We start from the raw sequence: 25,072 nt of genomic DNA, 5'->3' as shown, positions 1-25,072 counted from the left end.
GCTAAGGTGTTGGTGGATTTTTCTTATCTGAGTGAATCAATCTATTTTTGATCTGAGGGTGGAGAGCAGACATATAGTTTTCTATCGTTTGAGTGTAGATATTATTTAAACCAATGTCTTCAAGTGTCTCATCATGTGTCAGATCTAATTGCAGCAGTTCAGCTTGACTACCGACCTGATGAAGTGTGTTTACAAAACGGGCGGAACTGTCACAGGCGTATTCACGTTGAAGAGAACAGACAACAAACATCGGGATTTCATCACCGTCCACATGATTAATCGGGGATGCCTGCTGCCAGTAATGTTCTTGTTTACCAAAGGCCTCATCATAGAATTCCACATGTTTTTGCTGCATTAAAGCGACTAAATCCAATACCTGGCTATCAATAACAAAACTGGCTAACCAAGGTCGTATATTGGCCTCTTGCATCAGTGTTTCATGGCTGGTCAATAACGCGAGCAAATGTGCACCTGCTGAGTGACCCAAAACCATCATTTTGTCAGCATCACCGTGCCACTGCTCGGCCTGGGTTTGTATGGTGTGAATGGCAGCGGCAATATCTTTAGCCTGAGTGATGGGATCGACTTCTGGGACCAAACGGTAATTAGTCGAAACGAGAATAAAGCCTTTCTTTACCCAGCGATTCACTTTGTTTTTGATTAATCCTGTGCTGCGTTTATCACCAAATTGCCAGGCACCACCGTGGATTAATAATAGAATAGGGGCATCTTTTGCATTTGCGGGTAGATAGACATCCATGGTCTGTAAAGGCGAATTACCATAGGCCAGATCACGTATCATTTTGATATCATCTTCAGCAGCCAGCACCGGCTTTATTAACAAAAACAAGCAAACAGTCAGTACTATCTTGAATGTCATCTTTTCATCCTTTGATTAGGTGTCAGCTAGCTATTTCATCTGAACGTAAGTTTACGTTATGCTATCAGACATGATGAACATCAAATCCTTTCTATACAGCTTGATTATGATGATGGTGCTGCAAACAGTCATTGTCGCGGCTGATGTACATCATATTATTTTTGATGAGCAGGATAATCACAGTCTCATCGATCCTATCGCCGATGATAGTCCGGATTCAGTCCATATGGATGCCGACCAACATCAGTGTGGTCACAGTCATTGTGTGCATTTTGTGGCTGTGCCGCATGTGGTGAACTTACCGCTGTCTTTATTTAAAGACACTTTTTTCAGTCCGTACCAATACATACATGCATCGGGTTCCGTCAGCTCTATGTACCGCCCTCCGAAAGCCTGATTCTGATTTAACACTTCCGCTCATCACCTATGCGTGATGAAAGAGTATTTATTTCAGGATTCCTATCATGAAACTCATTTATTTAGATGGGCAAACGCCATTTTTGCGTCTGTGCCTGTATGTTGCTTTCAGTCTGTTTATTGTGTCGTTTCAGGCCCATGCTGCAACAAACACGACATTGACATTAGTGCAAGCCATTAAAAAAACCTTAAATCAGAATCCCTCACTCAATATCTTTCCGGTTCGTGAACAAGGCCTGCAAGCTGAGCGTGAAACAGCCCAGCTATCACCGTCTTATCGCATAGGTGCTGAACTGGAGAACGTGGCTGGTACAGGTCAGCTAAGTGGCACGAAATCGGCTGAGCTCACGGTGTCTTTATCTTCTGTGCTGGAGCTAGGTGGAAAAAAACAAGCTAGGGTTGATGTGGTTGATCAAAAGCTGGCATTAACGCAAATAAAAAAACAGATTGCTTCGCTTGATTTACTCAGTACGGTTACCAAAAATTATATTCAGTTATTGATTGATAAACAGCGAATACAGCTTACTAAAGAAGAAGTCTCTCTTGCTCAAGCCACGGCTGATGAAGTCAATAAACGTGTCAGGGCTGCGATTGCGCCTAAAGCTGATTATGCCCGTGCAGTGGCCGCCGTTGAGCAGGCCAGATTAAATGTCTGACGTGTCGAACAGCGAATGCATGCCCATAAAATGGCTTTGGCTAATCTATGGGGAGAGATGCAGCCACAATTCAATAACGTAGCTGGATCACTGTTTGATTACGGCAGCAGTAGATCGTTTGAGTCACTATTCGAACGGGTCAAAAATAATCCGTCGCTGGCATTTTTTGCTGCTGAAACACGTTTAAAAGAATCTGAAATTCGTCTGGCAAAAACCCAACAGCAGGCCGATATCGATTGGTCTGTGGGTATTAGGCGAAGTGCTGATATTGATGAATCTGCGTTGGTAGCAGGGTTTTCTGTGCCGTTATTTGCAGAAAAACGTGCTGAGTCAGCAGTGAAATCAGCATTGGCAGCAAGAAATGAAATAATGTTTCGCCAACAAGACTTTCTGCTGCGTATACATACACAACTATATCAGGCATATACAGCACGGGAGCAGGCCATTACCTCGGCCACAACCTTGCGTCAATCCATCATCCCACAGTTGACCGACGCCTTAACTCAAACCAAAACAGCTTATCAGCGGGGCTTGTATAGCTACCTTGATTTCCTGACAGCTAGACAAGAGCTGCTGAATGCCAAGCGAGATCTTATTGAGGCATCAGCTGATGCCTTACTGCTGGCGGCGGAAATTGAACAGCTGACAGCTGAGCCGTTGTTAATCGATCAAAAAACTGAGGGGACAAGTTATGAATAAGCGAGATATAACCTTTCCTTACTGTTTAATGTTCATCGTGTTTTCTATCTGGGCGCTGTTATCTGTAAAGACCGCTTTTGCCGATGAAGATAAGCATGAACATGAACACGCTGGTCATCATGATGAAGAAGTCAGTCATATTGACGAGGACATGGCTTCATTAAATGCCATCTCGACAGCCATTGTCAGTGGTGGTGATATTAGCAAAACACTCACCCTATACGGTATCGTGACCCTGTCTCCTGAACATACCAGCCATGTGACGGCCCGATTCGCCGGACGAATAACGCGTGTGTATGTTGAGTATGGTGATACGGTCAAAAAAGGTCAGGTATTAGCCAGCGTAGAGTCGAATAGCAGCTTGCAGACCTACAATGTCACCGCGCCATTGTCAGGCAGTGTGATAGCCAAACATGCCAATGCCGGTGAAGTCGTCTCTGAGCAGACTTTGTTTACGATTACCGATACATCGACCTTATGGGCCGAGCTCAAGGTGTTTCCTTCTCAGGCGAGTCAGGTTAAAGCAAAGCAAACAGTGATTTTACAGAGCGATGATATGCAAACCCATTCTGTTATTTCCCAGCTTCTGCCAAATACTGATGGTGAGCCATTTAGAATCGCCAGAGTGAAATTCAAAAATCCTGATGATGACTGGTTTCCTGGTTTGCTGGTGGGGGGGCAGGTCCTTATTGATAAGCGCGAAGTTAAAGTCCGTGTCCCATTATCTGCCTTGCAGCAATATGAAAACAAAACAGTCGCTTTTATCAAGGAGGGGGACGTTTATAAACCTCAGCCAGTTGCGCTGGGTATTCAGGACGCACAGTACGCAGAAGTGCTGTCAGGCCTCAATGCCGGTCAGCAAATAGTGACTGAAAACAGTTATCTGATAAAAGCAGATCTTGAAAAAGACGGCGCTGAGCACAGCCACTAAACTCAAGGAGACGTTATGATTACTTCACTATTACGTTTCTCCATTGAGCGACGTGGTTTTATATTGTCACTAATCATCGTACTGATAGCCGCCGGTGCCTGGAGCTATCAGCATTTACCGATTGATGCGGTACCGGATATCACTAATGTACAGGTACAGATTAATACCAAAGCAGAGGGATATTCACCGCTAGAAACCGAACAACGTATTACTTATCCCGTCGAACGTGCGTTGGCAGGTATTCCTCAACTGTCGTATACACGATCGATTTCTCGTTATGGTTTATCGCAGGTCACCGTGGTATTCAAAGAGGGCACAGATTTATATTTTGCCCGAAATCTGCTGAATAACCGCCTGGCTAGCATCAAGAATGAACTACCTGATGGTCTGGAACCGGAAATGGGGCCGATTGCATCCGGACTGGGTGAGATTTTTGTTTATACCGTTTCGGCCCATCCAGAAGCCCGACAGGAAAATGGACAGCCGTATGATCTGACCGCATTACGTGAAATACAAGACTGGATTATTCAGCCTCGTCTAACACGTGTGCCAGGTATTACCGAGGTGAATACGGTAGGCGGCTATGCCAAGCAGTATCACATTCAGCCTGATCCACAAAAAATGCTGGAGTTCGGTATCAGTTTTGGCGACATCCATCAGGCATTAAAAGCAAACAATAGTAATCGTGGTGCTGGTTATATCGAGCGTTACGGACAGCAACTATTAGTGCGTTCACCGGGCCAGTTAAAAACCATCGATGATATTCAACAAGTGGTGGTAAAGCAGATGTCAGGCACACCCATCAAGATCATGGATATCGCTGATGTTGCCATTGGTAAAACCCTCAGAACCGGTGCCGCCACTCAGAATGGTCAGGAAACGGTAATGGGTACGGCAATGATGCTGATAGGGGAGAACTCACGTGAGGTTGCCAAACGGGTTGCTACGGAGTTAAGTAAGATTCAGGCGACCTTACCTGACGGCGTTATTGCTGAAGCGGTCTATGACAGAACCACCTTGGTGGATAAAGCCATTGCTACTGTGCAGAAAAACTTGCTGGAAGGCGCATTATTAGTCGTTGTAGTGTTGTTTTTATTACTGGGTAATATTCGCGCTGCACTAATCACTGCTGCTGTGATACCACTTGCCATGTTGGCAACCATCACCGGCATGGTTCAGGCCGGAATCTCAGCGAACCTAATGAGTCTTGGCGCACTGGATTTTGGCCTGATTGTCGATGGTGCCGTGATTATTGTGGAAAACAGCGTACGGCGTTTATCACTGGCTCAGTCTGGCCGCGCTACAGCATTACCATTGAATGAACGGCTGGCTGTGGTATTTGATGCTACCAATGAGGTGATTCGACCTAGCTTGTTTGGGGTATTGATTATCACCTTGGTGTATATCCCCTTATTCACCTTGACTGGGGTGGAGGGCAAGATGTTTGAACCGATGGCGGCGACAGTGGTGCTGGCCTTACTGGCAGCAATGGTAATGTCACTGACTATCGTACCTGCAGCCGTGGCTGTGTTCATGAAAGGCAAAGTCAAGGAGAGCGAAAGTCTGATTATTACTGCCACTAAGTCGATTTATAGACCAGTATTGATATGGAGTCTGAAGTTACGTTGGCTGGTGATGTTTGCTGCGCTCGTTTTGGTGCTCTTTTCACTGACACTAGCATCGAAAATGGGCACAGAGTTTATTCCTCAGCTCAATGAAGGGGATATTGCCTTACATGCCTTACGCACTACGGGGACCAGTCTGCAGCAATCGATAGATATGCAGGAAGTGCTCGAACAACGGCTGAAACAGTTTCCACAGGTAGACAGCGTCTTTGCCAAAATCGGCACGCCAGAAGTGGCGACCGATCCGATGCCGCCGAATGTGGCTGATACATTTCTGATATTAAAGCCAAGAAAAGACTGGCCCAACCCGGCATTGCCAAAGTCTGAACTCATCAAACAAATCGAGGCAGCTGCAAAGGCCTTACCTGGCAATAACTATGAATTCACCCAACCGATCGAGATGCGCTTTAATGAGCTTATCTCAGGAGTCAGGGCGGATGTGGCCATTAAAGTGTTTGGTGATGATCTGGATAAACTCAAAACATCAGCTCAATCCATTTTAACTATTATCAGAGATATACCCGGCCAAGCGGATGCCAGACTGGAACAAGTCAGTGGTTTACCGATGGTATCAGTGGAACCCAAACGTTTAGCGCTGTCTCGTTATGGACTCAGTGTGGATAGCTTACAGACAATGTTAGCTACAGCTATTGGCGGCCAGGAGGCAGGGTTAATCTATGAAGGTGATCGACGTTTTAAACTAGTAATCAGACTAGATGATGAACAGCGTCAGAATATCGCGTCATTAGGTGAGCTACCGATTGCATTACCATCCAGTAGTTATGTGCCTTTATCTGAGGTAGCGACAGTTAAACTTGTCGATGTGCCGAGCCAGATCTCGCGTGAAAACGCGAAACGCCGTGTTGTCGTCACAGCCAATGTCAGAGAGCGTGATCTGGGATCCTTTGTGCAGGAAGCTCAGCAGAAGCTCGATCAACAGCTGACATTACCTGACGGTTACTGGCTGGAGTTCGGGGGGACCTTTGAACAGTTAGCCTCGGCCAGTCAGCGCTTAGCGATTGTAGTCCCGGTAACGTTATTCGGTATTTTGTTATTACTGGTGACTATGTTGGGGTCAATAAAGGATGCCGCGATTATCTTTACCGGTGTTCCATTGGCATTAACGGGAGGCATGATGGTTTTACAAATCAGGGATATGCCGCTGTCGATTTCAGCGGCTGTTGGTTTTATTGCACTGTCTGGTATTGCTGTATTGAATGGTCTGGTGATGTTGTCATTTATTCGTGATCATTGGCAACAACACGGCGATCTCTATCAAGCGATTGTGGATGGGGCAATGTGCCGTTTGCGTCCAGTCATGATGACCGCGTTAGTAGCCAGCCTTGGTTTTGTGCCAATGGCGTTGAATACAGGCACCGGTGCAGAAATACAACGGCCCTTAGCGACGGTGGTTATCGGCGGTATTGTGTCATCCACCTTACTTACCCTTATTGTACTACCGGCTTTATACCACTTAGTACATCATCGTAACCGTTAGATAAAAATACAATCAGGGCTGAATGGTTAGCCCTGATTGTATTATGGGTAAAAGTCCTGCTTTTACGCAGGCAAATATCGCTGGCGTAGCATGTGTTCTCATCGTTAGAGTTGATGTATGTCACTGACATATAAATAAAAAGGAGAGAGAAATGCAACTACACCAATTTAATGATCAACACATCCACTGGCAACGACTTGAGGTGTTCGACAATTTTCAATATTCGGTGTTGGATGTTGATCGGGACAATAAAGTGGTAGAAGTGCTATTTAAATTCGCAGCCAATGATCCCATCGTGTTACATCGCCACTGTGCGGTTAATCACACCTTTGTTTTTCAGGGGGAGCACTGTCTGTATCATGCTGATGGTACCTTAAAAGAAAAACGTCCAACCGGCTCATATACCATAAGCCAAGCTGATAATGAGCCACATAGAGAATGTGGTGGCGATGAAGATACGGTAGTTTTATTTAGTATTCGCGGTACAGAAGGACCGATGTATGAAATCCTCGATGATGAGCTAAATATCCTGGCTGTTTTTACGATGAATGAATTTGAAGGACTCTATCAGGCACAACAATCTGCCTTATCCGCGTAACGTTTTATGCCTCAATGAGGATTATGATAAAAGGGATATTGTCATTGTCGATAAATTGTTTTATATCGTCAGCCCAGATTTATCCATCCCATTGAGGAACAGAATATGAAAACGTTTATACCCTATTTTGCAGCTATATTGTTTAGCTGTTCTGCATTGGCAGATGATGTGGATATGGCCGGCCTGCAGCTTGGCATGAGCATTGACGAGGCTAAAGGTGCTTTACTGGATTACGGTGTGAATGCCAGTGCGATAGAAGAAGAAAAGCAATATTACACGTACAGTGATGGCGCAAAAAACCATAAAACGCCCAGTTTTATTCATAGCCTTTCAGCCCATATTGAAGAAACCGAGCAAGGTCAGAGCAAGGCAGATAGTTTTAAACTGGTATTCACCCCCTTGCCTAAAGCAGGTCGCTTAGTCGCCATTCATCGCGTCAGACAAAACGATGTTGATCCGCTTAGCGTGGCTGTCTTTCGCCAGTCTTTGATAAACCAATATGGTCAACCCTTTGATAATGCCGGACCTCTGGACTGGATTTTCCCACAAGGCAAAATCAATTGTTTAGGGGCGTCCAGTACACAAATTACGCCACCCCGCACATTAAATGCAGATACGATCATGGGGCTGGTATTCAACAAAGAGGGGAGTCGTTATCAAGTCAATGATTTCCGTAACCCGGAAGTGAAAAGTCTGGATGAGTGTGCGAATTGGATGAGCTTTCAGTTTGGCAGCATGGATGAACAGCCCGCTAGCCATATCACGGCCACCATGGTGGATGTACCCACTTGGGTCAATGCTTATGAAGCGGCAATGGAATGGGTCGGTGAGCTAAAACAAGAAGCCATTGAAGCGCGACAAGCTGGTACAAGAAGCCCGCAATTGTAGTAGGACAATACTCGCTGGTTTATTCCCAGGACGATTGCCTATTGAATTATTAAATAATAATGAATATCATTTGCATATGTTAATTCAATGCAAGTAGGTGAGTAATGATTGCAGTTATTTATGGTTCAACCACTGGTAATACCTCAGATGCAGCCGTGAAAATAGCGAAAATTCTTGGTGAAGATCAGGTTGAGCTATTTGATGTGAAAGACGTCGGGCTGGCGGCGCTGGAGTTTTTTGACCATATCATTTTTGCCATTCCAACCTGGGATTACGGCGAGGTTCAGGCAGATTGGCAGGATGTCTGGGATGAAATTGATGATACTGACTTTTCCAGTAAAACTGTGGCGTTTTTGGGGATGGGCGATCAATTTGCCTATGCCGAATGGTTTCAGGATGCCATGGGCATGTTGCATGACAAAGTGGTGGCCAAAGGCGCCAAAGTTATCGGGCATTGGCCTGTTGAGGGGTATGAGTTTGATGCCTCAAAAGCCTTAACCGCAGATAAGCAGTTTTTTGTCGGTTTGGCTCTGGATGAAGACTGCCAACCCGAGTTGACTGAAGGTAGACTTGAACAATGGTGCGAACAACTCAAATCGAGTTTGTTAAAAGCTGCCTAATCGTTTTCCAGTACGCCCCAGGTTTGGGGCCGATTTTCTTAGAAAACGAAATTCTTATCATCGTAAGCCACTCTGAAGGGCAAATGTCGATACAAAAAATCCAGCCAGAAATGGGGTTCATCCACAACATAGTACCTAGCAAAAAGAGGGGATAAGGTACAGAAGTGCTGTCTAGTGATAGCTTAATCGATTATGCTAAGGCAAAGTAAGATTGGCTCTGACTCTGAGTTCATGATTGGTAGACCAAGTCTATTCCTAAAATAAATAAACTATTTAATACAATAATTTAAAAGTTAAAGTTAATTATGATTATAGGGTTGTTTAAGGTGCGTAAAGATGATGATGACCTTGATCGACAAACATTCTTTCTGGGTATATGGCTACTTTGAAGAGACAAAGCTGACTTTGCTTAAATTAAACGATCCTGTCGATATTGAATTGATGAATGGCCAAATACTGACAGGTCATGTTGAGAGTATTGCCAGAGGCATCTATGACAGCGATAACCCGAAGAGTCGTGATTTAGTGGCGGATGTAAACCCGACTTTTAACTGGGTTCGTCTGGAGCAGCGTATACCTGTGCGAATTGCTTTAGATGAGGTTCCCGAACAGACGCTGCTGGCTGCCGGCATGACTTGCACGGTGATTGTGAAAAAAAATAATGCTAAAAAAGAGCCTGTCGCCACAGGCTCTATGTCGGCGAGTTGACTCAGAGACCGATAGAAAACATCGAATCGAGATCATGTTTGCTATAAACACGAAATGCCAGCATGGTTTCTGTTTTTGTAATCGCTTCGATATCCACAATTTTACTGGTTACCAGGGTAGCCAGTTCATCATTGTCTTTGACGCGGGCAATGGCAACGAGATCATAATTGCCGCTCACAGAATACACTTCACTGATACCGTTGACATCAGCTAAGGTTTCAGCGACGTCAGTGATTTTTGTACGTTCAGTTTGAATCAAAATAAATGAGGTAATCATTTGGTTCTCCGGACAGTTGCACGAGGCTATCTTTTATAAATAAGGGGATAACAAGCTCATAAATGAGTCACGTAGTCTAACAGGCACACTGCGGTTTGCCAGATCCTTATCACTGATGGCTTCACTTTTAGCAATAATCTCATCAAAGTGCTGTGTGAGTTCTTTATTAACTGTATGCGAGAATATCTCAACCCCTAACTCATAATTCAACCTGAGGCTTCGTGGGTCAATATTGGCAGAGCCTACCAATGCGTAATGATCATCAATACACAGTAATTTGCTATGGCAAAAAGGGGCTGGTTGATAAAATATTTCCACATTCCATAACAGTAGCTCGGTCAACATGTTTCGGTTGGCCCAATGGATATAGATAAGATTATTTTTAGCGGGTAAAACAATCCGCACGCGCACTCCACGCATAGATGCTGACTGTAGTGAGGCAATCATTTCCCGACTCGGGATAAAGTAGGGCGTCATGATATCTACGGTGTTTTTCGCTGCAGAAATCACGCTTTGCAGTGTTAACGATAATGCGTCCATTGCTTCATCTGGATCTTCTGGAATAACCCGGCAGTGGTAGCCGTCCGGTTGAGGTTCGGCAGCTGGAAATGGGCAGTCCATTTTGCTTTGACTGGCGATGAGCCAGTCATCATAAAAAATACCGATTAAATCTTTTACTATCGGACCGTTGAAGCTGAAGTGAATATCTGTAATACGGCGCGGCTGCATAGGCATTTGTCGATGGTCATCACTGATATTCATGCCTCCGGCAAAGGCTGTGGTGTTATCTACAATCAACAATTTGCGGTGATTACGCATATTGATATAGATATTAGGTGGCAGAATCCTGGGCGGCGTAAATTTAGCCACTTCTATACCGAGTGCTTTCAGACGTTTAGACGGTTTTTTCCAGGAGTACCACTCACCAATGCCATCAATGATAACTTTGACTTCAATGCCACGATTGACGGCTTCACTCAGGGCATCAATAAATTCATTACCAGTATGGTCTGTTTTAAGAATATAAGTGATTAATAGAATACGTTTTTTTGCTGATTTTATCGCCTCAAGCATGGCAGGGTAAGCTTCATCACCATTATGAAAAATACTGACGTCATTACCGGGAGTGAGTTTGGTTCCTGTAATACGCTCTCCAATACTGTCCAGACCATAACTATTAATGTGCTGTATTGAGCGTTTGGCATAACCAGACTCAAAAGGAATTTTGAATAAACGTCGTTTAATACTGGTAGCGCGGCTTCTTACCCGATTCACACCGAAGAAAAAGTAAGCGATGGGGCCACCATAAGGAATAAACAGACAGGACATAATCCAGCCCAGTGCTGCACGGCTGTCACGTTTGTAAAGTAAGATGTGAAAAACACTATAGGCGGCGGGTCCAGCGTGTAGCAAAATTAACAAAAATATATAGACGATATCCATATTCACAACCTGATTGACAAGCGCCCATAGTAACGAACTCTTGGCGATAAAACGATGTAAGCTTGATATACCTCTCACATCATCATGGAGCAGCCATATCCTATGTTTTATCAGGATGGAATGTGTAAGGATGCAAAGAGATTTTTTCTACTTATTTGATTTTGTTATAGTAAATTTCAGATACATAGACATGGAAGGGTGGTCATAGTGGAAGCACCTGCAATACCAAGCGATGAGCAAGAACGCCTCAATGCTTTGTACAATCTGGAAATTCTAGACTCGGAGCCCGAGGCTGTTTTTGATAATTTGACAGAACTGGTCGCGGATATTTTTTCTGTGCCTATTGTGGCCATTTCCTTGATTGACGAATCACGACAGTGGTTCAAGTCAATCCAGGGCTTAGACGTTTGCGAAACCGGCAGAGATATTTCTTTTTGTGGTCATGCTATCTTTCATCAACAAGCGTTTATTGTAGAATATGCACATGAGGATGACCGCTTTAAGGATAACCCTCTAGTGACAGGACCACCGCATATTGTCTTTTATGCAGGTATTCCGCTCCGATACAAACATAATCAACATCATCATCTATTAGGCACGCTGTGCATTATTGACCGTCAGCCACGAACACTGAGCGAACAGCAAAAACAACAACTTCAGCTATTCGCTCATCAGGTGGAATCATTAATTGAGATGCGTTTAACAGGCCAACGTCTGCAGCAGGCGAACCAGGCAAAATCAGCATTTATGGCAAATATGACACATGAACTGCGTAGTCCAATCGCGGGCGTGATCGGTATGCTGGATATTCTGCAAGGGAGTGAATTAACGACCGAACAACAGCGACATATGGATTTGGCCAGCAAAAGTGCCAGACTGCTACTCAATATTATCAATGACATTCTCGACTTTTCTAAACTGGAAGCCAATAAAGTTCATATCCGTCATGATGCCTTTAACCTGACCAAACTATTCGAAGACGTATTTGAAAGTTTTCGTCTACGGGGCAAGAAAACCGATAAAAGTTACCATCTATCTGTCGACTGGAATGATGATTTATTCGTCGATGGTGATGCCACACGACTAGAACAAATCTTATTAAACTTGCTTAGCAATGCTGATAAGTTCACTCAGCATGGCCATATTCAGCTAAAAGCCAGTCTCATTGAGCAGTCTGATGACGATATCACCTTGTCATGTCATGTTATCGATAGTGGTATCGGCATCAGTTCTACACAACAGTCCCGTTTATTTGAACCTTTTGAGCAGTTAGATAACAGCTCATCAAAAAGCTTCGGTGGCACCGGTTTAGGTTTAGTGATTTCAAAAAAACTATGCGAATTAATGGGTGGAAGTATTACCGTTGAAAGTGAGGTCGGTAAAGGTTCTTGCTTTAGTTTCACTATAAAGCTTAAACGCATCAGCAAATCAGAGTCTAAACAAACTCACACCGATGCAAATAAACAACCAACCTACCAACCCAGTCTGTCTGACATACATGTCTTAATTGTGGATGATGACCTAACTAACCGCTCGGTTTTAGAGTTTTTCCTGACACGTTTAAATGTCCATTTCACGACTGCTGAGAATGGCGTGCAGGCCAGTCAACTGTTAACGGAGCTCGATAGTTATGAGCCAATAAAAATGATTCTGATGGATTGCCAGATGCCCGTCATGGACGGCTACACCACCACTCAACATATCCGAGATGGTAAGTTGGGTGAACAATATCAGGATATTCCCATCATCGCCTTAACAGCGAATGCCATGAAAGGTGATGAAGAAAAATGCTTATTAGCGGGAATGAGTGACTATATGGCTAAGCCTATTAAACTCGACTTGTTGCTGGAAAAAATGGTGTATTGGTCAACGCGTACACACCCTCGCTAAATTTATAGATAGGGCTGCTGCCCTCATAAAATCGTTTTGATCGCCAGTGCTGGTGAAAGAATAGGGTAGAAGCAATCTCCTTATCTCTGTTTTTTTTAGCCACAATATTCATCTAGTGTGCTCTTTGTGAGTCTGTTCGTGATTGCATCTCAAAATAAACAATATGGCTTATGGCAATGTGTAAGCAATTTGTCATAAATGACTGTTTTGTGATAACACAGTACTGTGTTTTAATGCGGAGCGAATAGCATGAGCAGAGAAACTGAAAAAAGTATGATTGTTCTCGCACGGCATCGTCTGAAATGGTTAAAAGTCGCCTTAGCGGGTAGGAATGCAGATTTAAATCTTGTTCAAAACACATTTCATCAACTAACAGGCCTAACCAGTCTCAGGTTTGTTCAAGACAATGGCTTAAGTGAAGAAACCATTCGAGAGCTGGCCATCATCGATAATCTCGCCACCCTAAATGTGCAACAGCAACACCCTGAAGTATTGGACAAACTATCAAAAGAAGCTCAGGAATTATCTAAATATCTCGATATGCCCGCGCGTGAATTGTTAGATTTACTCTTCAAACAAGGGGCGCGATTTCATAATCAGGATGCCATCTCAGTAGCACTTCACCGAGGCCTAATCAGTGATATTCATCATGAAGCTGAAGCCTACGCACGCCTGCAAGAAAGGGAGTGTCGTGATAAAGCATAGCGATAATGGTATAAAGTTTGACTCTTAAAGACGACCGGTCATATTATTGCTTCATGACATTACAAAAACACATCAAAAAAGAACAAATTCTTAACCATGGCATTCAGTTACTGATGAAGCATGGTTATCATGGAACAGGCATCAAACTGATACTCGACACAGTCAAGGTGCCAAAAGGATCGTTCTATAGTTATTTTGATAGTAAAGAAAATTTCACATCCGAGGCAATTACGCATTACATCACGCCTTTCATTTCCAGATTACAAGGCTTTTTGGATAATTCAGACTTAAATGGTCATCAGGCTATAAAAGCGTATTTCGACTCTTTGATAACTGATCTGGAACACTCTGATTTTAGCGGTGGTTGTTTACTAGGCGATATGATGGGAGAAATCAGTACCTCCAGTGAGTTATGCCGACAGACATTACTCGCCGCGATCACGGATTATTGTCAGCTTATAAGTCATGGACTCAGTGAAGGCCAGGCCTTAGGTATTATTCGTGATGATATGTCTGCAGATAACATGGCAATGCTGCTGTTCGATCAATGGCAAGGCGCGTTACTGCATATGAAAGTGGAAAGATCGACAGCCCCGTTATCACGTTGTTTATCGCAATTACTGGACGACTATTTTCTTCAACGTTAAATGACGTTGATTTTTTTCAGCCGGTTATAAAGACGACCGGTCATTTTTAAGAGGTAATAAGATGAATAAATATATTATCGAGCGAGAAATTGCAGGTGCAGGTGATTTGACCAATAATGATCTGGACCAGATAACGCACAAATCCTGTTCAATTTTAAGAGAGATGGGGCCGGAAATTGAGTGGGTAGAAAGTTATGTGACAGATAATAAAATCTATTGTGTATACAAAGCTGAAAGTAAGGATTTAATCTTGCGTCATGCAGAGCAAGGTGGTTTTCCTGCCAACGCTATCTCAGAAGTCAAAAATATGATTAAACCAAAATAAATACTGAGAAAAAACACACCCTATATAAAAAAGGGGAGAGAAATGAAAAATAAAACAAAAGTCACGTTAAGTGCCATGACATTAGCCATTAGTACCCTGTTGATGCTGAATGTCAATGCGGAAGAATACCCAGTAAAACAAGTGAGTGAGGGTATTTATTATCACCAGGGTGTTCAGGAAGATGCCAATCGGGACAATAAAGGTGAAATAGCCAATACTGGTTTTATCATCGGTGAAAAGTGTATTGCCGTAGTTGATACCGGTGGCAGTTACCTTGAAGGGAAATCGCTTTTTGCAGCGATACGCGACAAAAGTGATTTACCGATTTGTTATGTCATCAACACGCATGCTCATCCGGATCATTTTTTAGGCAATGCAGCATTCAAAGAGACTGAAGCAACCTTTATTGGCAACGATAAAATGCCAGCTGCAATCGAAGCCCGAAAATCGTTTTATGAAACCCGTTTCAGTGACATTCTGGGGCCTCACTTTGAAGGCACAGAGTTTATTGAGCCCACCCAATTAGTGAGTGTGGATGACCCCATCACTATTGACTTGGGTGAGCGTGAACTGGTTCTGACCAGCTATCCCACCTCACACACAGATAATGATCTGACGGTGCTGGATAAAAAAACCAAAACCTTATGGACCGGCGACCTACTCTTTGTAAAACGGATTCCAGCCCTGGATGGCAGTATTAATGGCTGGCTAAGCACAATTGAAGCACTTAAATCCATGAAGTTAAATACGGTGATTCCCGGCCATGGACCTGCTCAACATGAAGAGTGGCAACAAGCCTTTGATGATGAAGCGCATTATTTCAGTACGATTAGAGAGCAAATCAGAGCCATTATTTATGATATGGGCACCATCAACGAAGCAACCGAATCTGTCGGTCTGAGTGAGAAGGGCAAGTGGTTGTTATTTGATGATTATCATAAACGCAACATCACCGCTGCTTTTACCGAACTGGAATGGGAATAGAACAATGAAAATATTATTAAAACATTTCGGCTTTGCTGCTTTATTGAGCTTAGTCTTCTTGCCGTGGTTAAGCATGGCTGATGATGAGCCTGAAGAACAATGGCAAACCCTGAAAGAAATCTACTTTGAAGATAAAACCATTCTAGAAGATGCGGATGACTGGTTAATTATCGAGGCACCGAAAAGAGCAGAAGATGCGGCGATAGTGCCGATTCATCTTATTTCAAAGAAACCACAAACGACCAATTCGTATATCAAAAATCTCCACGTTTTTATTGATAATAACCCCATGCCATATTCGGCTAACTTCCATTTATCACCGGCATTAGAAACGGTGGATATTTCCACACGAATGCGGGTCGATCAATACACCTATATTCGAGCCATAGCAGAAATGAATGACGGCAGCCTGCATATGGTGAAACGGTTTGTTAAGGCGTCTGGTGGTTGCAGTGCTCCTGCAGCGAAAGACCAGGTAGCGGCAATGGCCAGACTTGGCAAAATGCAGATTCGTTATCGTGATGGGGATACGGAGCAAGCCAAACCGGTTCAGGTGGTCATCAGCCACCCTAACAACAGTGGTTTACAGATGGATTTAAAAACCCGTGGTTACATACCCGCTCATTATGTCGAAAAAATGCTGATAACATTGGATGATGAAGTGTTAATGACCATTGATACAGGCATTTCTATTAGCGAAGATCCCAGCATGCGTTTTGTGTTACCGGCGGGCAAAGAAGGGCATGGTGTGCTGAAAGCAGAAGTAACAGATAATAAAAAACAGGTTTATACAATAGAAAAACAAATTTAATGACGTAATTAATGACTGACAGGAAAGTCAGTCATGAAATGGAAATTTCCAGTTGATTTGTTCAGCCGGCATCATCTGATTCACGCTCAGTTGAATCATGCCGGTAGGATCGCTGGCTTGGCCTATCACAACATAACGCTTACCTGACTCGGTATAGCCTATGCCTTGGGCTTGATTAAACTCTTTAATAGGACTGCTATTGCGTAATGTAAAAGGCAGTAACTCATCTTCTTCATCCACTGGCTTGAATGGCGGCACGGTTTCTGGCCGTTGACGTAAACCCACAAAGATTTCCTCACCACTGGGAAGAATGAGTATATTCCAGTTATATAAGGTCATGACTGTATTGGCAGCGCTTGTCATTTACTGAGCACCTTCGATACGGTGAGTTAAAAAATACATAGGGCAATCTTCAGGTTTTAACGGGGGACTATGATAGTAGCCTTGGAATATATCACAGCCCATTTCCACTAGGGCCTCTCTTTGTTCTAGCGTTTCTACATATTCAGCCACAACCGAGACTTTCTGAGATTTACCCAATGCACTGATAGTGCGGATAATATCGGCATTGGTAGAGTTCGTTAGCACATCCCGGGTAATCGACCCATCAATTTTAATCGCATTCACAGTAAAGCGACGCATATGTAAAAGCGATGAGTAGCCCATACCAAAATCATCCATGGCCAGATGAATACCGAGATCACTGATTTCCTGTAAGATTTTTTCTACTTGCTTCGAGTCAGAAATTTCAGATGACTCAGTAATTTCTAATTCAATTTCATCCGTACTGAGTCCGTATTGTTGAATACAACGTGTGAGAAATGCAGGCAAGGCATTATCATTGAGCTGGAGTGGTGAAATATTTATTGCCATCGTCAGAGCATGATGGCCTTCTTTATTCCATTTGGCTTTAGTGATGCAGCATTGTTCAAACACCCAATTACCTAGTTTGTTGATATCGCCACTGTCTTCTGCCAGCATCACGAGCATGGCAGGGGACACAAAGCCGTAGCGTGGGTGTGTCCAACGTACCAGCGCTTCAACGCCCACAATGTGACCAGCACGATGATGCTTAGGTTCGTAAACAACCGTTAATTCATTGCGGTAAATAGCCTGACGCAGGTCATACACCAGATCCCTGGCAATCATGCCGACTTTGTCTTGGCGGCTAATAATTTGCTGTTTGGCCTGACCATGGTGAATGATAGTACTGGTGGCTTCTTCAAAAGCCAGTTGTTCTTGTTGCTGTCTGTAAACCTCTGCTTTACGAACGAAGGGTAGATAGAACACTGTACTCATACCGATTGACAGTAGTTGTAATGCTACACCGTACCATGACTCAGTGATTAACCAGGCTGATAAAAGAGGTGGTGTAGTCCAGGTCGCACCGGATGAATTGACTACGTCAATCAAGCCTGATTGAAAGGCCAGCAATGATATTGCCATCAATATCAGTGGCACGGCGAAAAAGGGGGTTAAATACCGAGGGTTAAGAACGATAGGTAAACCATAAATCAAAATATCGTTAATGTTAAAGAGGCTAGGTATAACTGAAATTTTGGCGACCTTATTTTGAACACCTGTGCGTGTGGCCACTAATATGGCGATAACCAATCCCATGGTTGCGCCTGAGCCACCTATTAAAACGAAGCTTTCGTAAACAGACCGTGTTACCCAATCAGTACTGATGGCAACAACATCATTAATAAAAAATGCCCCTTGCTGGTATGACTCAATAGCAATTCCACCATGAATGCCGACAAACCATAAGCTTTGATTAATCAATACGGTGAGTGTGCTGAGCACCCATGCACCGTACCCTGTTTTCTGTGCCCAGCTTGTCATTGTATTGTACGCATCGGGGAAGTCGGGCAATACAGCAAGAAAAGCGGCAAGCAGAAAAAAGAAAACCCCGACAAGGACAATGGTCGGAGTTAATCGCATGGCATTATAAAAAGCCGTATCTGATTCGATGGATAGGTGTAATAAGTCTGGTAAACGTTTATGTGTCAACCATGAGATTAATTCAGCGGTTGCAACGCCTAATATGATCGAAAGCATCATTGATTCGATACTGAAACTAAGAGCCGAATAGCCTAATAGAGTCAACACAACGATAAAATTTATGGCCGCGCTGATAGCAATCATTAGAGGTGTGGGCACATCAGTTTCAGATGTGCTCCGACTGTTAAGTTTATAGGCTAATTGAACAGCAATAATGGTTGTCAGCGCCAAGGCAAAAAAACTAAACGTAAGATGAGTCATCTGAGTTAATGGCTCTTTCCAACCATCACCAAACAAGTTCGTCATAAACGTTTGGTATGAATTCCAGGGGAAATAGACAAGTAAGTCGAGTGTTACACGAAGTAATGTCAACGGGAGTAAAGAAACAAAACTATTACGTGTTGCTACTATCCATAACAGCATTCGTTGTTTCAATCTCTTTCTCCCTAAAGCTTTTATAAAAGTTTTTTCTAATTGAAACATAAACACAGTGAAAAAGCTGTGCAATATCTCATAAATTTATAAAAATCATCACTTAAGCGTGAAAACCTAATCTGTATTATATTCACTTAAATGTATCACATGCTTCAACATGACCGTTCTCATAGCCGGTTTTAAACCATGACACGCGTTGAGCCGAACTGCCATGTGTGAATGAGTCAGGTCGCACCACGCCGGTGGCTTGTTTTTGTAATGTATCATCGCCAATAGCACTGGCTGCTGTTAATCCTTCTTCCAGATCGCCCACTTCTAATAACTGCCTTGCTTTATTCGCGTGATGTGCCCAGATGCCAGCAAAACAATCAGCCTGTAATTCTTGCTTAACTGATAACTTATTCCATTCAACCTGGCTTATGCTATTTCGAGCCGCATTCACTTGTTGCGATATGCCTAATAAAGTCTGAATATGATGACCCACTTCGTGAGCGATGACATAAGCCTGAGCAAAGTCACCCGGGGCATTTAACTGATTCTGTAATTGATCATAAAAACTCAGGTCGATATACACACGCTGATCGGCCGGACAATAAAAGGGCCCCATAGCCGATTGAGCTGTACCACACGCTGAATTCACCACACCGCGAAATAAAACCAGTTTGGGTGGGGTATAACGTTGGCCATTATCGCTAAAGATCGCTGACCAGGTTTCTTCAGTATCAGCAAGAATGACGGAGACAAAGTCGACACGTTCTTTTTCTTCAGCGGTTTCTTGCAATGGTTCGGAGGATGAGACGGTAGGGGCAGAAGCGGGGATACCGAACAAAGATAATAATGCCGGTAAGTTACCTGTGAATGTCGCCAACAACACAACACCTATCAGCAGAATGGCCGTGCCTTTAAAACCCAGTAATCGAAAGATAGCTGGTAGCAAACGGATAATACCGCCAGAGCCACTACGAACAGCTGAAACGCCTTGACTACGACGATCTTCAATATTGCTGCTTCTCTGTCTACCACGCCATTTCATTGTGTATCCTTTAGTAAAAAGGGAGCTTCTAAACAGGTCTGATATTACGGCATTTCGGGTACTGACTACAGCCCCAGAAAAACTGACCGGCATTGTCACCTTTTTTGCTTTGGCGTTTAACCATTTTATGGCCACAGCGAGCACATAGTGGTTCGTCCGTTTGCTGCCGCTCAACTAATTGCTTTACATGAGCCACATGCTCTCTGTTTGTTTTCAAGCTGCGTGAAAGGCGACCAGATTCAATTTGAGCAATGATGGCGTCCTTTTCTGCCGGCGTCAGCACAGGATTTGTTTTTGATTTTATATAGCGAGCATAGCCCAAGCCATAAGTCACATTATCTGGCATCGGTGTTTTAAAGTGGCTGTCACCAATAAAAACAATGACGGAAAAGACGTGTTCGTCTCTTAAGTCGAGCAAGGTTTGAAGTGTTTTGAGGTGTTTATGATTTTGATGAAGTGGATTTTGAAAACGGTATTTGTGCTTATAAAGTTGCTGAGTCCAATTTTTCTGAGAAGCACTGCCAAATATCCAGCCGCGAATATTTTTGGTTTCTACGACAAACACGCCATAAACAGAGACGATTATGTGATCAATCTGAGTCGTGCCATCTTCTGTCGGCAGGGTCACGTTTTTGATTAAATGATAATGCTGTTTATCCAATTGCCATCGGGCAATCACGTTGACCATAAACTCACCCATCATGCCTTTGAACCAGGCTGAGCGAAGAACGGCCAGACAGAGAAATAACGGAATGAAATACCAGAGAGACAATAAAGAAGAGAATATCGGAGTGAAGTCCATTTCAGCACCTTGGGGTTAATGTTCCAAGGTCATACAATGCACAAAAAAGGTGGGATAAACAAGCGGGCTGGAATAGAAGAGGAGATTTTCTTGGTGGGTGCTGAGGGGATCGAACCCCCGACCCTCGCCTTGTAAGGGCGATGCTCTCCCAGCTGAGCTAAGCACCCCAAGAAAGCGAGGCATTCTACAACATCTTTTTGAAGTTTGCTCGAAAAAAATGAAGAAATTTTTATCTTTGTTAAGGATTATTTTTAAGCAGATTAACTAAGTGATTGATTCACCGTTTAAAGCCTGATTAAAACCATTTCTTCCAACGGAATAAAATTAATAATATCAGAGCTACAACAGTCAGCATGATGATGACATCAGTAAAAGCATGACTATCATTCGCGCCTGGAATGCCACCCACATTAATCCCCAATAAGCCTGTCACAAAGCTTAAAGGTAAAAACACAGCAGCAATCACAGACAGCACATACATACGTGCATTGAGTTGTTCAGCGGTTTTACTATGCAGTTCTTCCTGAACCAATACAGCCCGTTCACGCACAGCGTCCAGATTTTCGATGTAACGAATCAGCGTGTCACTGATTTCATGAATCTGAATCCGATCATAATCAGATAACCAGGATATCATCTCCAGTGTCAGGCGAGCCAGGGCATCCCGCTCTGGTGCAAGATAACGGTGCATGCTAATCACTTGTCGACGCAACTGAGCAATATTATCGTGTAAGTTTTCTGTATTGCCTGCCAAGACAGCGTCTTCGTAGTCAGCAATCATATCTTCGAAGGCGGCAATCGTATCTGACATGCCATCGACGGTCAGATCAATAAGCTTAATTAAAAATTCAGCACTGTCTTTCGGGCCGATACCTTTATTGAGTAACTTATCCAGCTCAGCAGCAGAAGACGACATTTCACGACGTGTTGTCACAATAATATGTGGGTCGATCCAGACACGAATAGAAATCATATCGTCACAATGAGCGTGCTGATTGTGATTGATGCCACGTAAGGACATCAGCAAACCATTGTTTATTGACGTCGTGCGTGGGCGTGTTTCATTTTCCAATAAGGCATTGGCAATAACGCTGTCCAGCCCAGACTGCTCAAGTAACCAGCGTTCGGCATCAGGATGAGTATAGTCAAAATGCAACCAGAGCACACCATGATCAGCTTGCCATGCCGGCAGATCCGTCTCATTCAGTTCGCTGCTTCCACCTTGACCATCCAGTAAATGTGCAAAAGCTAAACCTGATGAATTGGACATAACACGGATATTCCCAAGCAATTGAAAAAGTGAGCTTAGCATAACAGGGGAGTGATAGAGCCAGACTAGAACTCAAAAAAAGTTATATCTTGAGACAATAAAAAAGGGAGCCAATGATGCCATTGACTCCCTTTAAAACTAAATAACTAAGGCTATTTAGCAAAGTGTTCTACTGAACAGATTTAACGCCAGTTGATAACCGATTTGTGCCGTTTGTGCATCATAACGACCACCATCACCTTCATCACGCATAAACGCATGCTCAGCATTAAACTCATGCCAGGTGAAGATAATATCGGTTGCTTTTAATTCCTGATAGATTTTCAGTAAACCATCTGCAGGCACATGGTTATCCTGCTTACCCCAAATCATTAATAACTCACCTTTGATGTCATCCAGGCGTTCCATGCTGTGCTGGCCTGGTTTGTTGGGGATTTTCTGAATATGTAAATCTGTGGCGTAGAAACACGCGGTGCCTTTGACTTCAGGTTGTAAAGCAGCACGGAAAGCAAGGTGACCACCAATGCAATAGCCCATGGCACCAATGTGACCGTTACACCATGGTTGTGTTTTGACGTACTCAATCATGGCGACGTTATCAGAGTCATAACCCTGAACATCTTTCGCTTCTTTATCTGCATTGCCTTTGTCACGACCAGCATCATCGTAGCCCAATACAGTGCCGATAGGATTCAGCTCATGAAAGACTTCTGGCACTAACACGGCATAACCGTGGCTGGCCATCAATCTTGCGGCACGTTCAATGGGGCCGGTTTGTTGAAAAATTTCAGAGTAGAACAAAATGACTGGGTAACTACCTTCACCTACCGGGCGGTGAATATAAGTACGCATCACGCCAGTAGGGGTATCAAGATCGACAAAGTGGCTTTGAATTTTCATAGTAGGCTCGCTAGATTGCTTGAATGTCTGAAGAACGAAAGCACGCTATTGTACAAGAACTTGTCTGCTTCATCATGGCTGACTTCAGCCGCAAATTTATTAGCATCATTTATTGTTTCTATTAGAGTGCATATCTTCAGATTGAAAAAGTGAAAAATAGTTAATTTTTAAAAAGTCAGGGTAAAAACCTCCCGAAGCGCCTAAGCACCGATTCATTTTTTATAACTGGTTTAATCTCTGTAATTTTAGGAATATTTCCTATATTTACTCTGTGCGATGCGTAGTAAATTTGCGTATCCTTATGTGAATTTTGTGAACATGCTCGCAGAGTTTACCCAGAACTTGTGACAAGCAATCTTACTGCAAACCATCAAAAACATAGGGTGTAGTTAATCTGGCAGCTTATCTAACAAGGGAAGCAGGCAATTGAGTGACATAGCCTTACACCATGAATCAGACGTGAGTATTCTGGGTAATTTTGAAGCAACACGTGACTCCATCGTCACCGACCTTTATCGTACACACAACAGCTGGTTAATGGGCTGGCTCCGCAAGAAAATCGGCTGTAGTTTTGATGCCGCTGATTTAATGCAAGATACCTTTTCCAAAATTTTGCAAAAAGAGGATCTGGGCAGCATCAAAGAACCACGAGCCTACCTGACCACAGTTGCACATGGCCTCATGGTCAACCATGTTCGACGCAAGGATATTGAAAGAGCTTATCTCGAGGCGTTGGAAAATATGCCCGAAGTTGACGTACCTTCACCTGAGTCTCTCAATATCATGGTAGAGACCTTAGCTAAAATAGATGAAATGCTGGATGGCTTACCTGAACGAGTTCGCAGTGCTTTTTTATGGTGTCAGCTGGAAGGGTTGTCACACGCCGAAATTGCTTCACGACTCTCAGTTTCAGTCAGCTCTGTTCGCCAGTACATCGCTAAAGCACTACTGCATTGTTTAAACCTGGATAACTAAAATGTTCTTTTATGGCTCATTCTAAGAAAGACGCGCTCTATGAAGCGACAAACTGGTTTGTTGAACTGACATCCGGTGAGGCGACAGATACAGATCGTAAAGAATGGCAAAGATGGTTAAATGCTTCACCAGAAAACAGACAGGCATGGGAACAAGTTGAAACCGTCACCAACTGTTTTATGGGGCTGGATTCAAAAACCAGTATTGCCGTATTAAACCGTCCGATTGATACCCGATATATCCAATCACAAGAACGTCGCCAGGTCATTAAAACACTGAGTTTGCTTATCGCTGCCGGTACAGCAGGCTGGTATGGCTATCAACAAAAACCATGGCAGGTTTTATTAGCAGACTATTCCACTGCCGTGGGGGAAATTAAACAGCTCGTCCTGGATGACGGCACGCAACTGGTCCTCAACACAGATACCAAACTATCTGTTCATTATGATGAACAAGTTCGTAACGTTAGGTTATTACATGGCGAAGTATATGTAGAAACGGCAGAAGACCCCAACCCAACTTATCGCCCCTTTATCCTGACCACAGAACACGGCACGATCAAAGCCTTGGGCACAAAATTTAGTACTCGCCTCATTCATGAGAGAAGCTGTGTCAATGTCTACGAACATGCCGTTGAAGTGAGCCCCATTAATGGTTATGGCGATAAAGTTGTCGTGAATAGAGGTGAAGCAGTGAAATTCACCGCCGACTTATTTCAGCAAAAAATGTTATTTGATGCCTCCATCCTGGGTTGGACAAAAGGTTTCTTAGTTGTCGATAACATGCCACTCAAAACCTTTGTTGAAGAACTCTCACGTTATCGAACCGGCATGATGCGCTGTGATCCCGCGATTGCTGATTTAGAAATCTCTGGGGCTTTTCCAGTAAAAGATATTGATGGTGCATTAAGAAGTATCACCAAAACCCTGCCAGTACGTGTTGAAAGTTACACACGTTATGTCACCATGCTAAAACCTGCCTAAGAGTTAACTCAAGATCAGCCACACAGTTTATAAAAAACACTAAGAAAGTATCGTCCTTAAAAAGCATT

General features: G+C 43.5%; 26 protein-coding genes and 1 tRNA gene. 17 read left to right on the top strand and 10 right to left on the bottom strand.

All coding sequences use genetic code 11. The features are described from left to right. Position 1: 1 nt before the first annotated feature. Positions 2-880 (bottom strand): alpha/beta hydrolase, encoded by an 879-nt coding sequence (locus tag B3V56_RS01025; protein ID WP_289283879.1) that lies wholly within the window; start codon positions 878-880, stop codon positions 2-4. A gap of 70 nt (positions 881-950) precedes the next feature. Here B3V56_RS01025 and B3V56_RS01020 point away from each other — a divergent pair, with 70 nt between their 5' ends. The 9 genes from B3V56_RS01020 to B3V56_RS00980 all read left to right on the top strand — a co-directional run bounded on the left by B3V56_RS01020 (position 951) and on the right by B3V56_RS00980 (position 9,520). Beyond that, on the top strand, positions 951-1,277 hold the full coding sequence (locus B3V56_RS01020) for a hypothetical protein (RefSeq protein WP_289281927.1): 327 nt from the start codon (positions 951-953) through the stop codon (positions 1,275-1,277). 67 nt (positions 1,278-1,344) lie between these two features. After that, positions 1,345-1,953 carry a TolC family protein gene (locus B3V56_RS01015; RefSeq protein WP_289281928.1) on the top strand — a complete coding sequence of 203 codons (609 nt, stop codon included), beginning with the start codon at positions 1,345-1,347 and terminating at the stop codon, positions 1,951-1,953. Between the two features lie 15 nt (positions 1,954-1,968). Continuing rightward, positions 1,969-2,652: a TolC family protein gene (locus B3V56_RS01010; RefSeq protein WP_289283878.1), complete on the top strand. Its 684-nt coding sequence runs from the start codon at positions 1,969-1,971 to the stop codon at positions 2,650-2,652. Further along, entirely contained in the window at positions 2,645-3,583 is a 939-nt protein-coding gene (locus tag B3V56_RS01005; protein WP_289283877.1) for an efflux RND transporter periplasmic adaptor subunit, read from the top strand. Before B3V56_RS01010 ends, B3V56_RS01005 begins: the two co-directional genes overlap by 8 nt. A 15-nt stretch (positions 3,584-3,598) precedes the next feature. After that, positions 3,599-6,706, top strand: a complete 3,108-nt coding sequence (locus tag B3V56_RS01000) for an efflux RND transporter permease subunit (RefSeq protein ID WP_289283876.1) — start codon at positions 3,599-3,601, stop codon at positions 6,704-6,706. A gap of 151 nt (positions 6,707-6,857) precedes the next feature. Beyond that, positions 6,858-7,304 carry a cupin domain-containing protein gene (locus tag B3V56_RS00995; protein ID WP_289283875.1) on the top strand — a complete coding sequence of 149 codons (447 nt, stop codon included), beginning with the start codon at positions 6,858-6,860 and terminating at the stop codon, positions 7,302-7,304. Positions 7,305-7,409: 105 nt separating this feature from the next. Then, on the top strand, positions 7,410-8,192 hold the full coding sequence (locus B3V56_RS00990) for a hypothetical protein (protein WP_289281697.1): 783 nt from the start codon (positions 7,410-7,412) through the stop codon (positions 8,190-8,192). A 104-nt stretch (positions 8,193-8,296) separates the two neighbouring features. Next, on the top strand, positions 8,297-8,812 hold the full coding sequence (gene fldB, locus B3V56_RS00985; RefSeq protein ID WP_286304807.1) for a flavodoxin FldB: 516 nt from the start codon (positions 8,297-8,299) through the stop codon (positions 8,810-8,812). Positions 8,813-9,148: 336 nt separating this feature from the next. Then, positions 9,149-9,520, top strand: coding sequence for a hypothetical protein (locus tag B3V56_RS00980; RefSeq protein ID WP_289281699.1), 372 nt, complete (start codon positions 9,149-9,151; stop codon positions 9,518-9,520). 1 nt (position 9,521) lies between these two features. On the opposite strand, the gene B3V56_RS00975 is transcribed toward B3V56_RS00980, so the two are convergent. Both B3V56_RS00975 and B3V56_RS00970 read right to left on the bottom strand, forming a co-directional pair. Continuing rightward, on the bottom strand, positions 9,522-9,797 hold the full coding sequence (locus B3V56_RS00975; protein ID WP_289281700.1) for an Lrp/AsnC family transcriptional regulator: 276 nt from the start codon (positions 9,795-9,797) through the stop codon (positions 9,522-9,524). A gap of 33 nt (positions 9,798-9,830) precedes the next feature. Continuing rightward, a complete protein-coding gene (locus B3V56_RS00970) occupies positions 9,831-11,240 on the bottom strand; it encodes a phospholipase D-like domain-containing protein (protein ID WP_286304803.1) in 1,410 nt (469 codons plus the stop codon). A 207-nt stretch (positions 11,241-11,447) separates the two neighbouring features. Between B3V56_RS00970 and B3V56_RS00965 the strand changes: the two genes are divergently transcribed. The 6 genes from B3V56_RS00965 (at position 11,448) to B3V56_RS00940 (ending at position 16,602) form a co-directional block, all read left to right on the top strand. Further along, entirely contained in the window at positions 11,448-13,130 is a 1,683-nt protein-coding gene (locus B3V56_RS00965) for a GAF domain-containing hybrid sensor histidine kinase/response regulator (protein ID WP_289283874.1), read from the top strand. 249 nt (positions 13,131-13,379) lie between these two features. After that, positions 13,380-13,835, top strand: coding sequence for a hypothetical protein (locus B3V56_RS00960; protein ID WP_289281702.1), 456 nt, complete (start codon positions 13,380-13,382; stop codon positions 13,833-13,835). Between the two features lie 53 nt (positions 13,836-13,888). Further along, on the top strand, positions 13,889-14,482 hold the full coding sequence (locus B3V56_RS00955) for a TetR/AcrR family transcriptional regulator (protein ID WP_289283873.1): 594 nt from the start codon (positions 13,889-13,891) through the stop codon (positions 14,480-14,482). 61 nt (positions 14,483-14,543) lie between these two features. Then, positions 14,544-14,807, top strand: a complete 264-nt coding sequence (locus B3V56_RS00950; protein ID WP_289282809.1) for a DUF4242 domain-containing protein — start codon at positions 14,544-14,546, stop codon at positions 14,805-14,807. A 42-nt stretch (positions 14,808-14,849) separates the two neighbouring features. Beyond that, the gene (locus tag B3V56_RS00945; protein ID WP_289283872.1) at positions 14,850-15,791 is read left to right on the top strand and encodes a quinoprotein relay system zinc metallohydrolase 2; all 942 of its coding nucleotides are present in this window, start codon (positions 14,850-14,852) and stop codon (positions 15,789-15,791) included. A 4-nt stretch (positions 15,792-15,795) separates the two neighbouring features. Then, on the top strand, positions 15,796-16,602 hold the full coding sequence (locus tag B3V56_RS00940; protein ID WP_289282807.1) for a quinoprotein dehydrogenase-associated SoxYZ-like carrier: 807 nt from the start codon (positions 15,796-15,798) through the stop codon (positions 16,600-16,602). 27 nt (positions 16,603-16,629) lie between these two features. Here the strand turns inward: B3V56_RS00940 and B3V56_RS00935 are convergent, their stop codons facing one another. The 7 genes from B3V56_RS00935 to B3V56_RS00905 all read right to left on the bottom strand — a co-directional run bounded on the left by B3V56_RS00935 (position 16,630) and on the right by B3V56_RS00905 (position 23,046). Next, entirely contained in the window at positions 16,630-16,965 is a 336-nt protein-coding gene (locus B3V56_RS00935; RefSeq protein ID WP_289282806.1) for a hypothetical protein, read from the bottom strand. After that, positions 16,966-19,041: an EAL domain-containing protein gene (locus B3V56_RS00930; protein ID WP_289283871.1), complete on the bottom strand. Its 2,076-nt coding sequence runs from the start codon at positions 19,039-19,041 to the stop codon at positions 16,966-16,968. It abuts the gene before it with no gap. Positions 19,042-19,171: 130 nt separating this feature from the next. Continuing rightward, complete coding sequence (locus tag B3V56_RS00925) at positions 19,172-20,074, bottom strand: KPN_02809 family neutral zinc metallopeptidase (RefSeq protein ID WP_289283870.1); 903 nt, start codon at positions 20,072-20,074, stop codon at positions 19,172-19,174. Positions 20,075-20,102: 28 nt separating this feature from the next. After that, on the bottom strand, positions 20,103-20,876 hold the full coding sequence (locus B3V56_RS00920; protein ID WP_289282801.1) for a nuclease-related domain-containing protein: 774 nt from the start codon (positions 20,874-20,876) through the stop codon (positions 20,103-20,105). 91 nt (positions 20,877-20,967) lie between these two features. Beyond that, positions 20,968-21,043, bottom strand: a tRNA-Val gene (locus B3V56_RS00915). A 128-nt stretch (positions 21,044-21,171) separates the two neighbouring features. After that, positions 21,172-22,146 carry a zinc transporter ZntB gene (locus B3V56_RS00910; protein ID WP_289283869.1) on the bottom strand — a complete coding sequence of 325 codons (975 nt, stop codon included), beginning with the start codon at positions 22,144-22,146 and terminating at the stop codon, positions 21,172-21,174. A gap of 156 nt (positions 22,147-22,302) precedes the next feature. Continuing rightward, the gene (locus B3V56_RS00905) at positions 22,303-23,046 is read right to left on the bottom strand and encodes a dienelactone hydrolase family protein (protein WP_289281830.1); all 744 of its coding nucleotides are present in this window, start codon (positions 23,044-23,046) and stop codon (positions 22,303-22,305) included. A gap of 465 nt (positions 23,047-23,511) precedes the next feature. Here B3V56_RS00905 and B3V56_RS00900 point away from each other — a divergent pair, with 465 nt between their 5' ends. Beyond that, entirely contained in the window at positions 23,512-24,021 is a 510-nt protein-coding gene (locus tag B3V56_RS00900) for a sigma-70 family RNA polymerase sigma factor (RefSeq protein WP_339608439.1), read from the top strand. A gap of 11 nt (positions 24,022-24,032) precedes the next feature. Beyond that, positions 24,033-25,004, top strand: coding sequence for a FecR domain-containing protein (locus B3V56_RS00895; protein ID WP_286304791.1), 972 nt, complete (start codon positions 24,033-24,035; stop codon positions 25,002-25,004). Positions 25,005-25,072 lie beyond the last annotated feature (68 nt).

The organism is Methylophaga sp. UBA2513 (assembly GCF_002341285.1).
GTDB classification, from domain to species: Bacteria; Pseudomonadota; Gammaproteobacteria; order Nitrosococcales; family Methylophagaceae; genus Methylophaga; species Methylophaga marina.
The sequence above is the reverse complement of the archived record's forward strand: the minus strand, read 5'-3'. Positions and strand labels throughout refer to the sequence as shown.

Bases quoted from the DNA above. Each gene is read 5' to 3' on its own strand.
- B3V56_RS00950 (WP_289282809.1), top strand. From the start codon at position 14,544: ATGAATAAATATATTATCGAGCGAGAAATTGCAGGTGCAGGTGATTTG.
- B3V56_RS00990 (WP_289281697.1), top strand. From the start codon at position 7,410: ATGAAAACGTTTATACCCTATTTTGCAGCTATATTGTTTAGCTGTTCT.
- B3V56_RS01005 (WP_289283877.1), top strand. From the start codon at position 2,645: ATGAATAAGCGAGATATAACCTTTCCTTACTGTTTAATGTTCATCGTG.
- B3V56_RS00940 (WP_289282807.1), top strand. From the start codon at position 15,796: ATGAAAATATTATTAAAACATTTCGGCTTTGCTGCTTTATTGAGCTTA.
- B3V56_RS00970 (WP_286304803.1), bottom strand. From the start codon at position 11,240: ATGGATATCGTCTATATATTTTTGTTAATTTTGCTACACGCTGGACCC.
- B3V56_RS00975 (WP_289281700.1), bottom strand. From the start codon at position 9,797: ATGATTACCTCATTTATTTTGATTCAAACTGAACGTACAAAAATCACT.
- B3V56_RS00935 (WP_289282806.1), bottom strand. From the start codon at position 16,965: ATGACAAGCGCTGCCAATACAGTCATGACCTTATATAACTGGAATATA.
- B3V56_RS00895 (WP_286304791.1), top strand. From the start codon at position 24,033: ATGGCTCATTCTAAGAAAGACGCGCTCTATGAAGCGACAAACTGGTTT.
- B3V56_RS00955 (WP_289283873.1), top strand. From the start codon at position 13,889: ATGACATTACAAAAACACATCAAAAAAGAACAAATTCTTAACCATGGC.
- B3V56_RS01000 (WP_289283876.1), top strand. From the start codon at position 3,599: ATGATTACTTCACTATTACGTTTCTCCATTGAGCGACGTGGTTTTATA.
- B3V56_RS01010 (WP_289283878.1), top strand. From the start codon at position 1,969: ATGCATGCCCATAAAATGGCTTTGGCTAATCTATGGGGAGAGATGCAG.
- B3V56_RS00960 (WP_289281702.1), top strand. From the start codon at position 13,380: ATGAGCAGAGAAACTGAAAAAAGTATGATTGTTCTCGCACGGCATCGT.
- B3V56_RS00945 (WP_289283872.1), top strand. From the start codon at position 14,850: ATGAAAAATAAAACAAAAGTCACGTTAAGTGCCATGACATTAGCCATT.
- B3V56_RS01025 (WP_289283879.1), bottom strand. From the start codon at position 880: ATGACATTCAAGATAGTACTGACTGTTTGCTTGTTTTTGTTAATAAAG.
- B3V56_RS00910 (WP_289283869.1), bottom strand. From the start codon at position 22,146: ATGTCCAATTCATCAGGTTTAGCTTTTGCACATTTACTGGATGGTCAA.
- B3V56_RS00925 (WP_289283870.1), bottom strand. From the start codon at position 20,074: ATGAAATGGCGTGGTAGACAGAGAAGCAGCAATATTGAAGATCGTCGT.
- B3V56_RS00995 (WP_289283875.1), top strand. From the start codon at position 6,858: ATGCAACTACACCAATTTAATGATCAACACATCCACTGGCAACGACTT.
- B3V56_RS00980 (WP_289281699.1), top strand. From the start codon at position 9,149: ATGATGATGACCTTGATCGACAAACATTCTTTCTGGGTATATGGCTAC.
- B3V56_RS00920 (WP_289282801.1), bottom strand. From the start codon at position 20,876: ATGGACTTCACTCCGATATTCTCTTCTTTATTGTCTCTCTGGTATTTC.
- B3V56_RS00905 (WP_289281830.1), bottom strand. From the start codon at position 23,046: ATGAAAATTCAAAGCCACTTTGTCGATCTTGATACCCCTACTGGCGTG.
- fldB (WP_286304807.1), top strand. From the start codon at position 8,297: ATGATTGCAGTTATTTATGGTTCAACCACTGGTAATACCTCAGATGCA.
- B3V56_RS01015 (WP_289281928.1), top strand. From the start codon at position 1,345: ATGAAACTCATTTATTTAGATGGGCAAACGCCATTTTTGCGTCTGTGC.
- B3V56_RS01020 (WP_289281927.1), top strand. From the start codon at position 951: ATGATGAACATCAAATCCTTTCTATACAGCTTGATTATGATGATGGTG.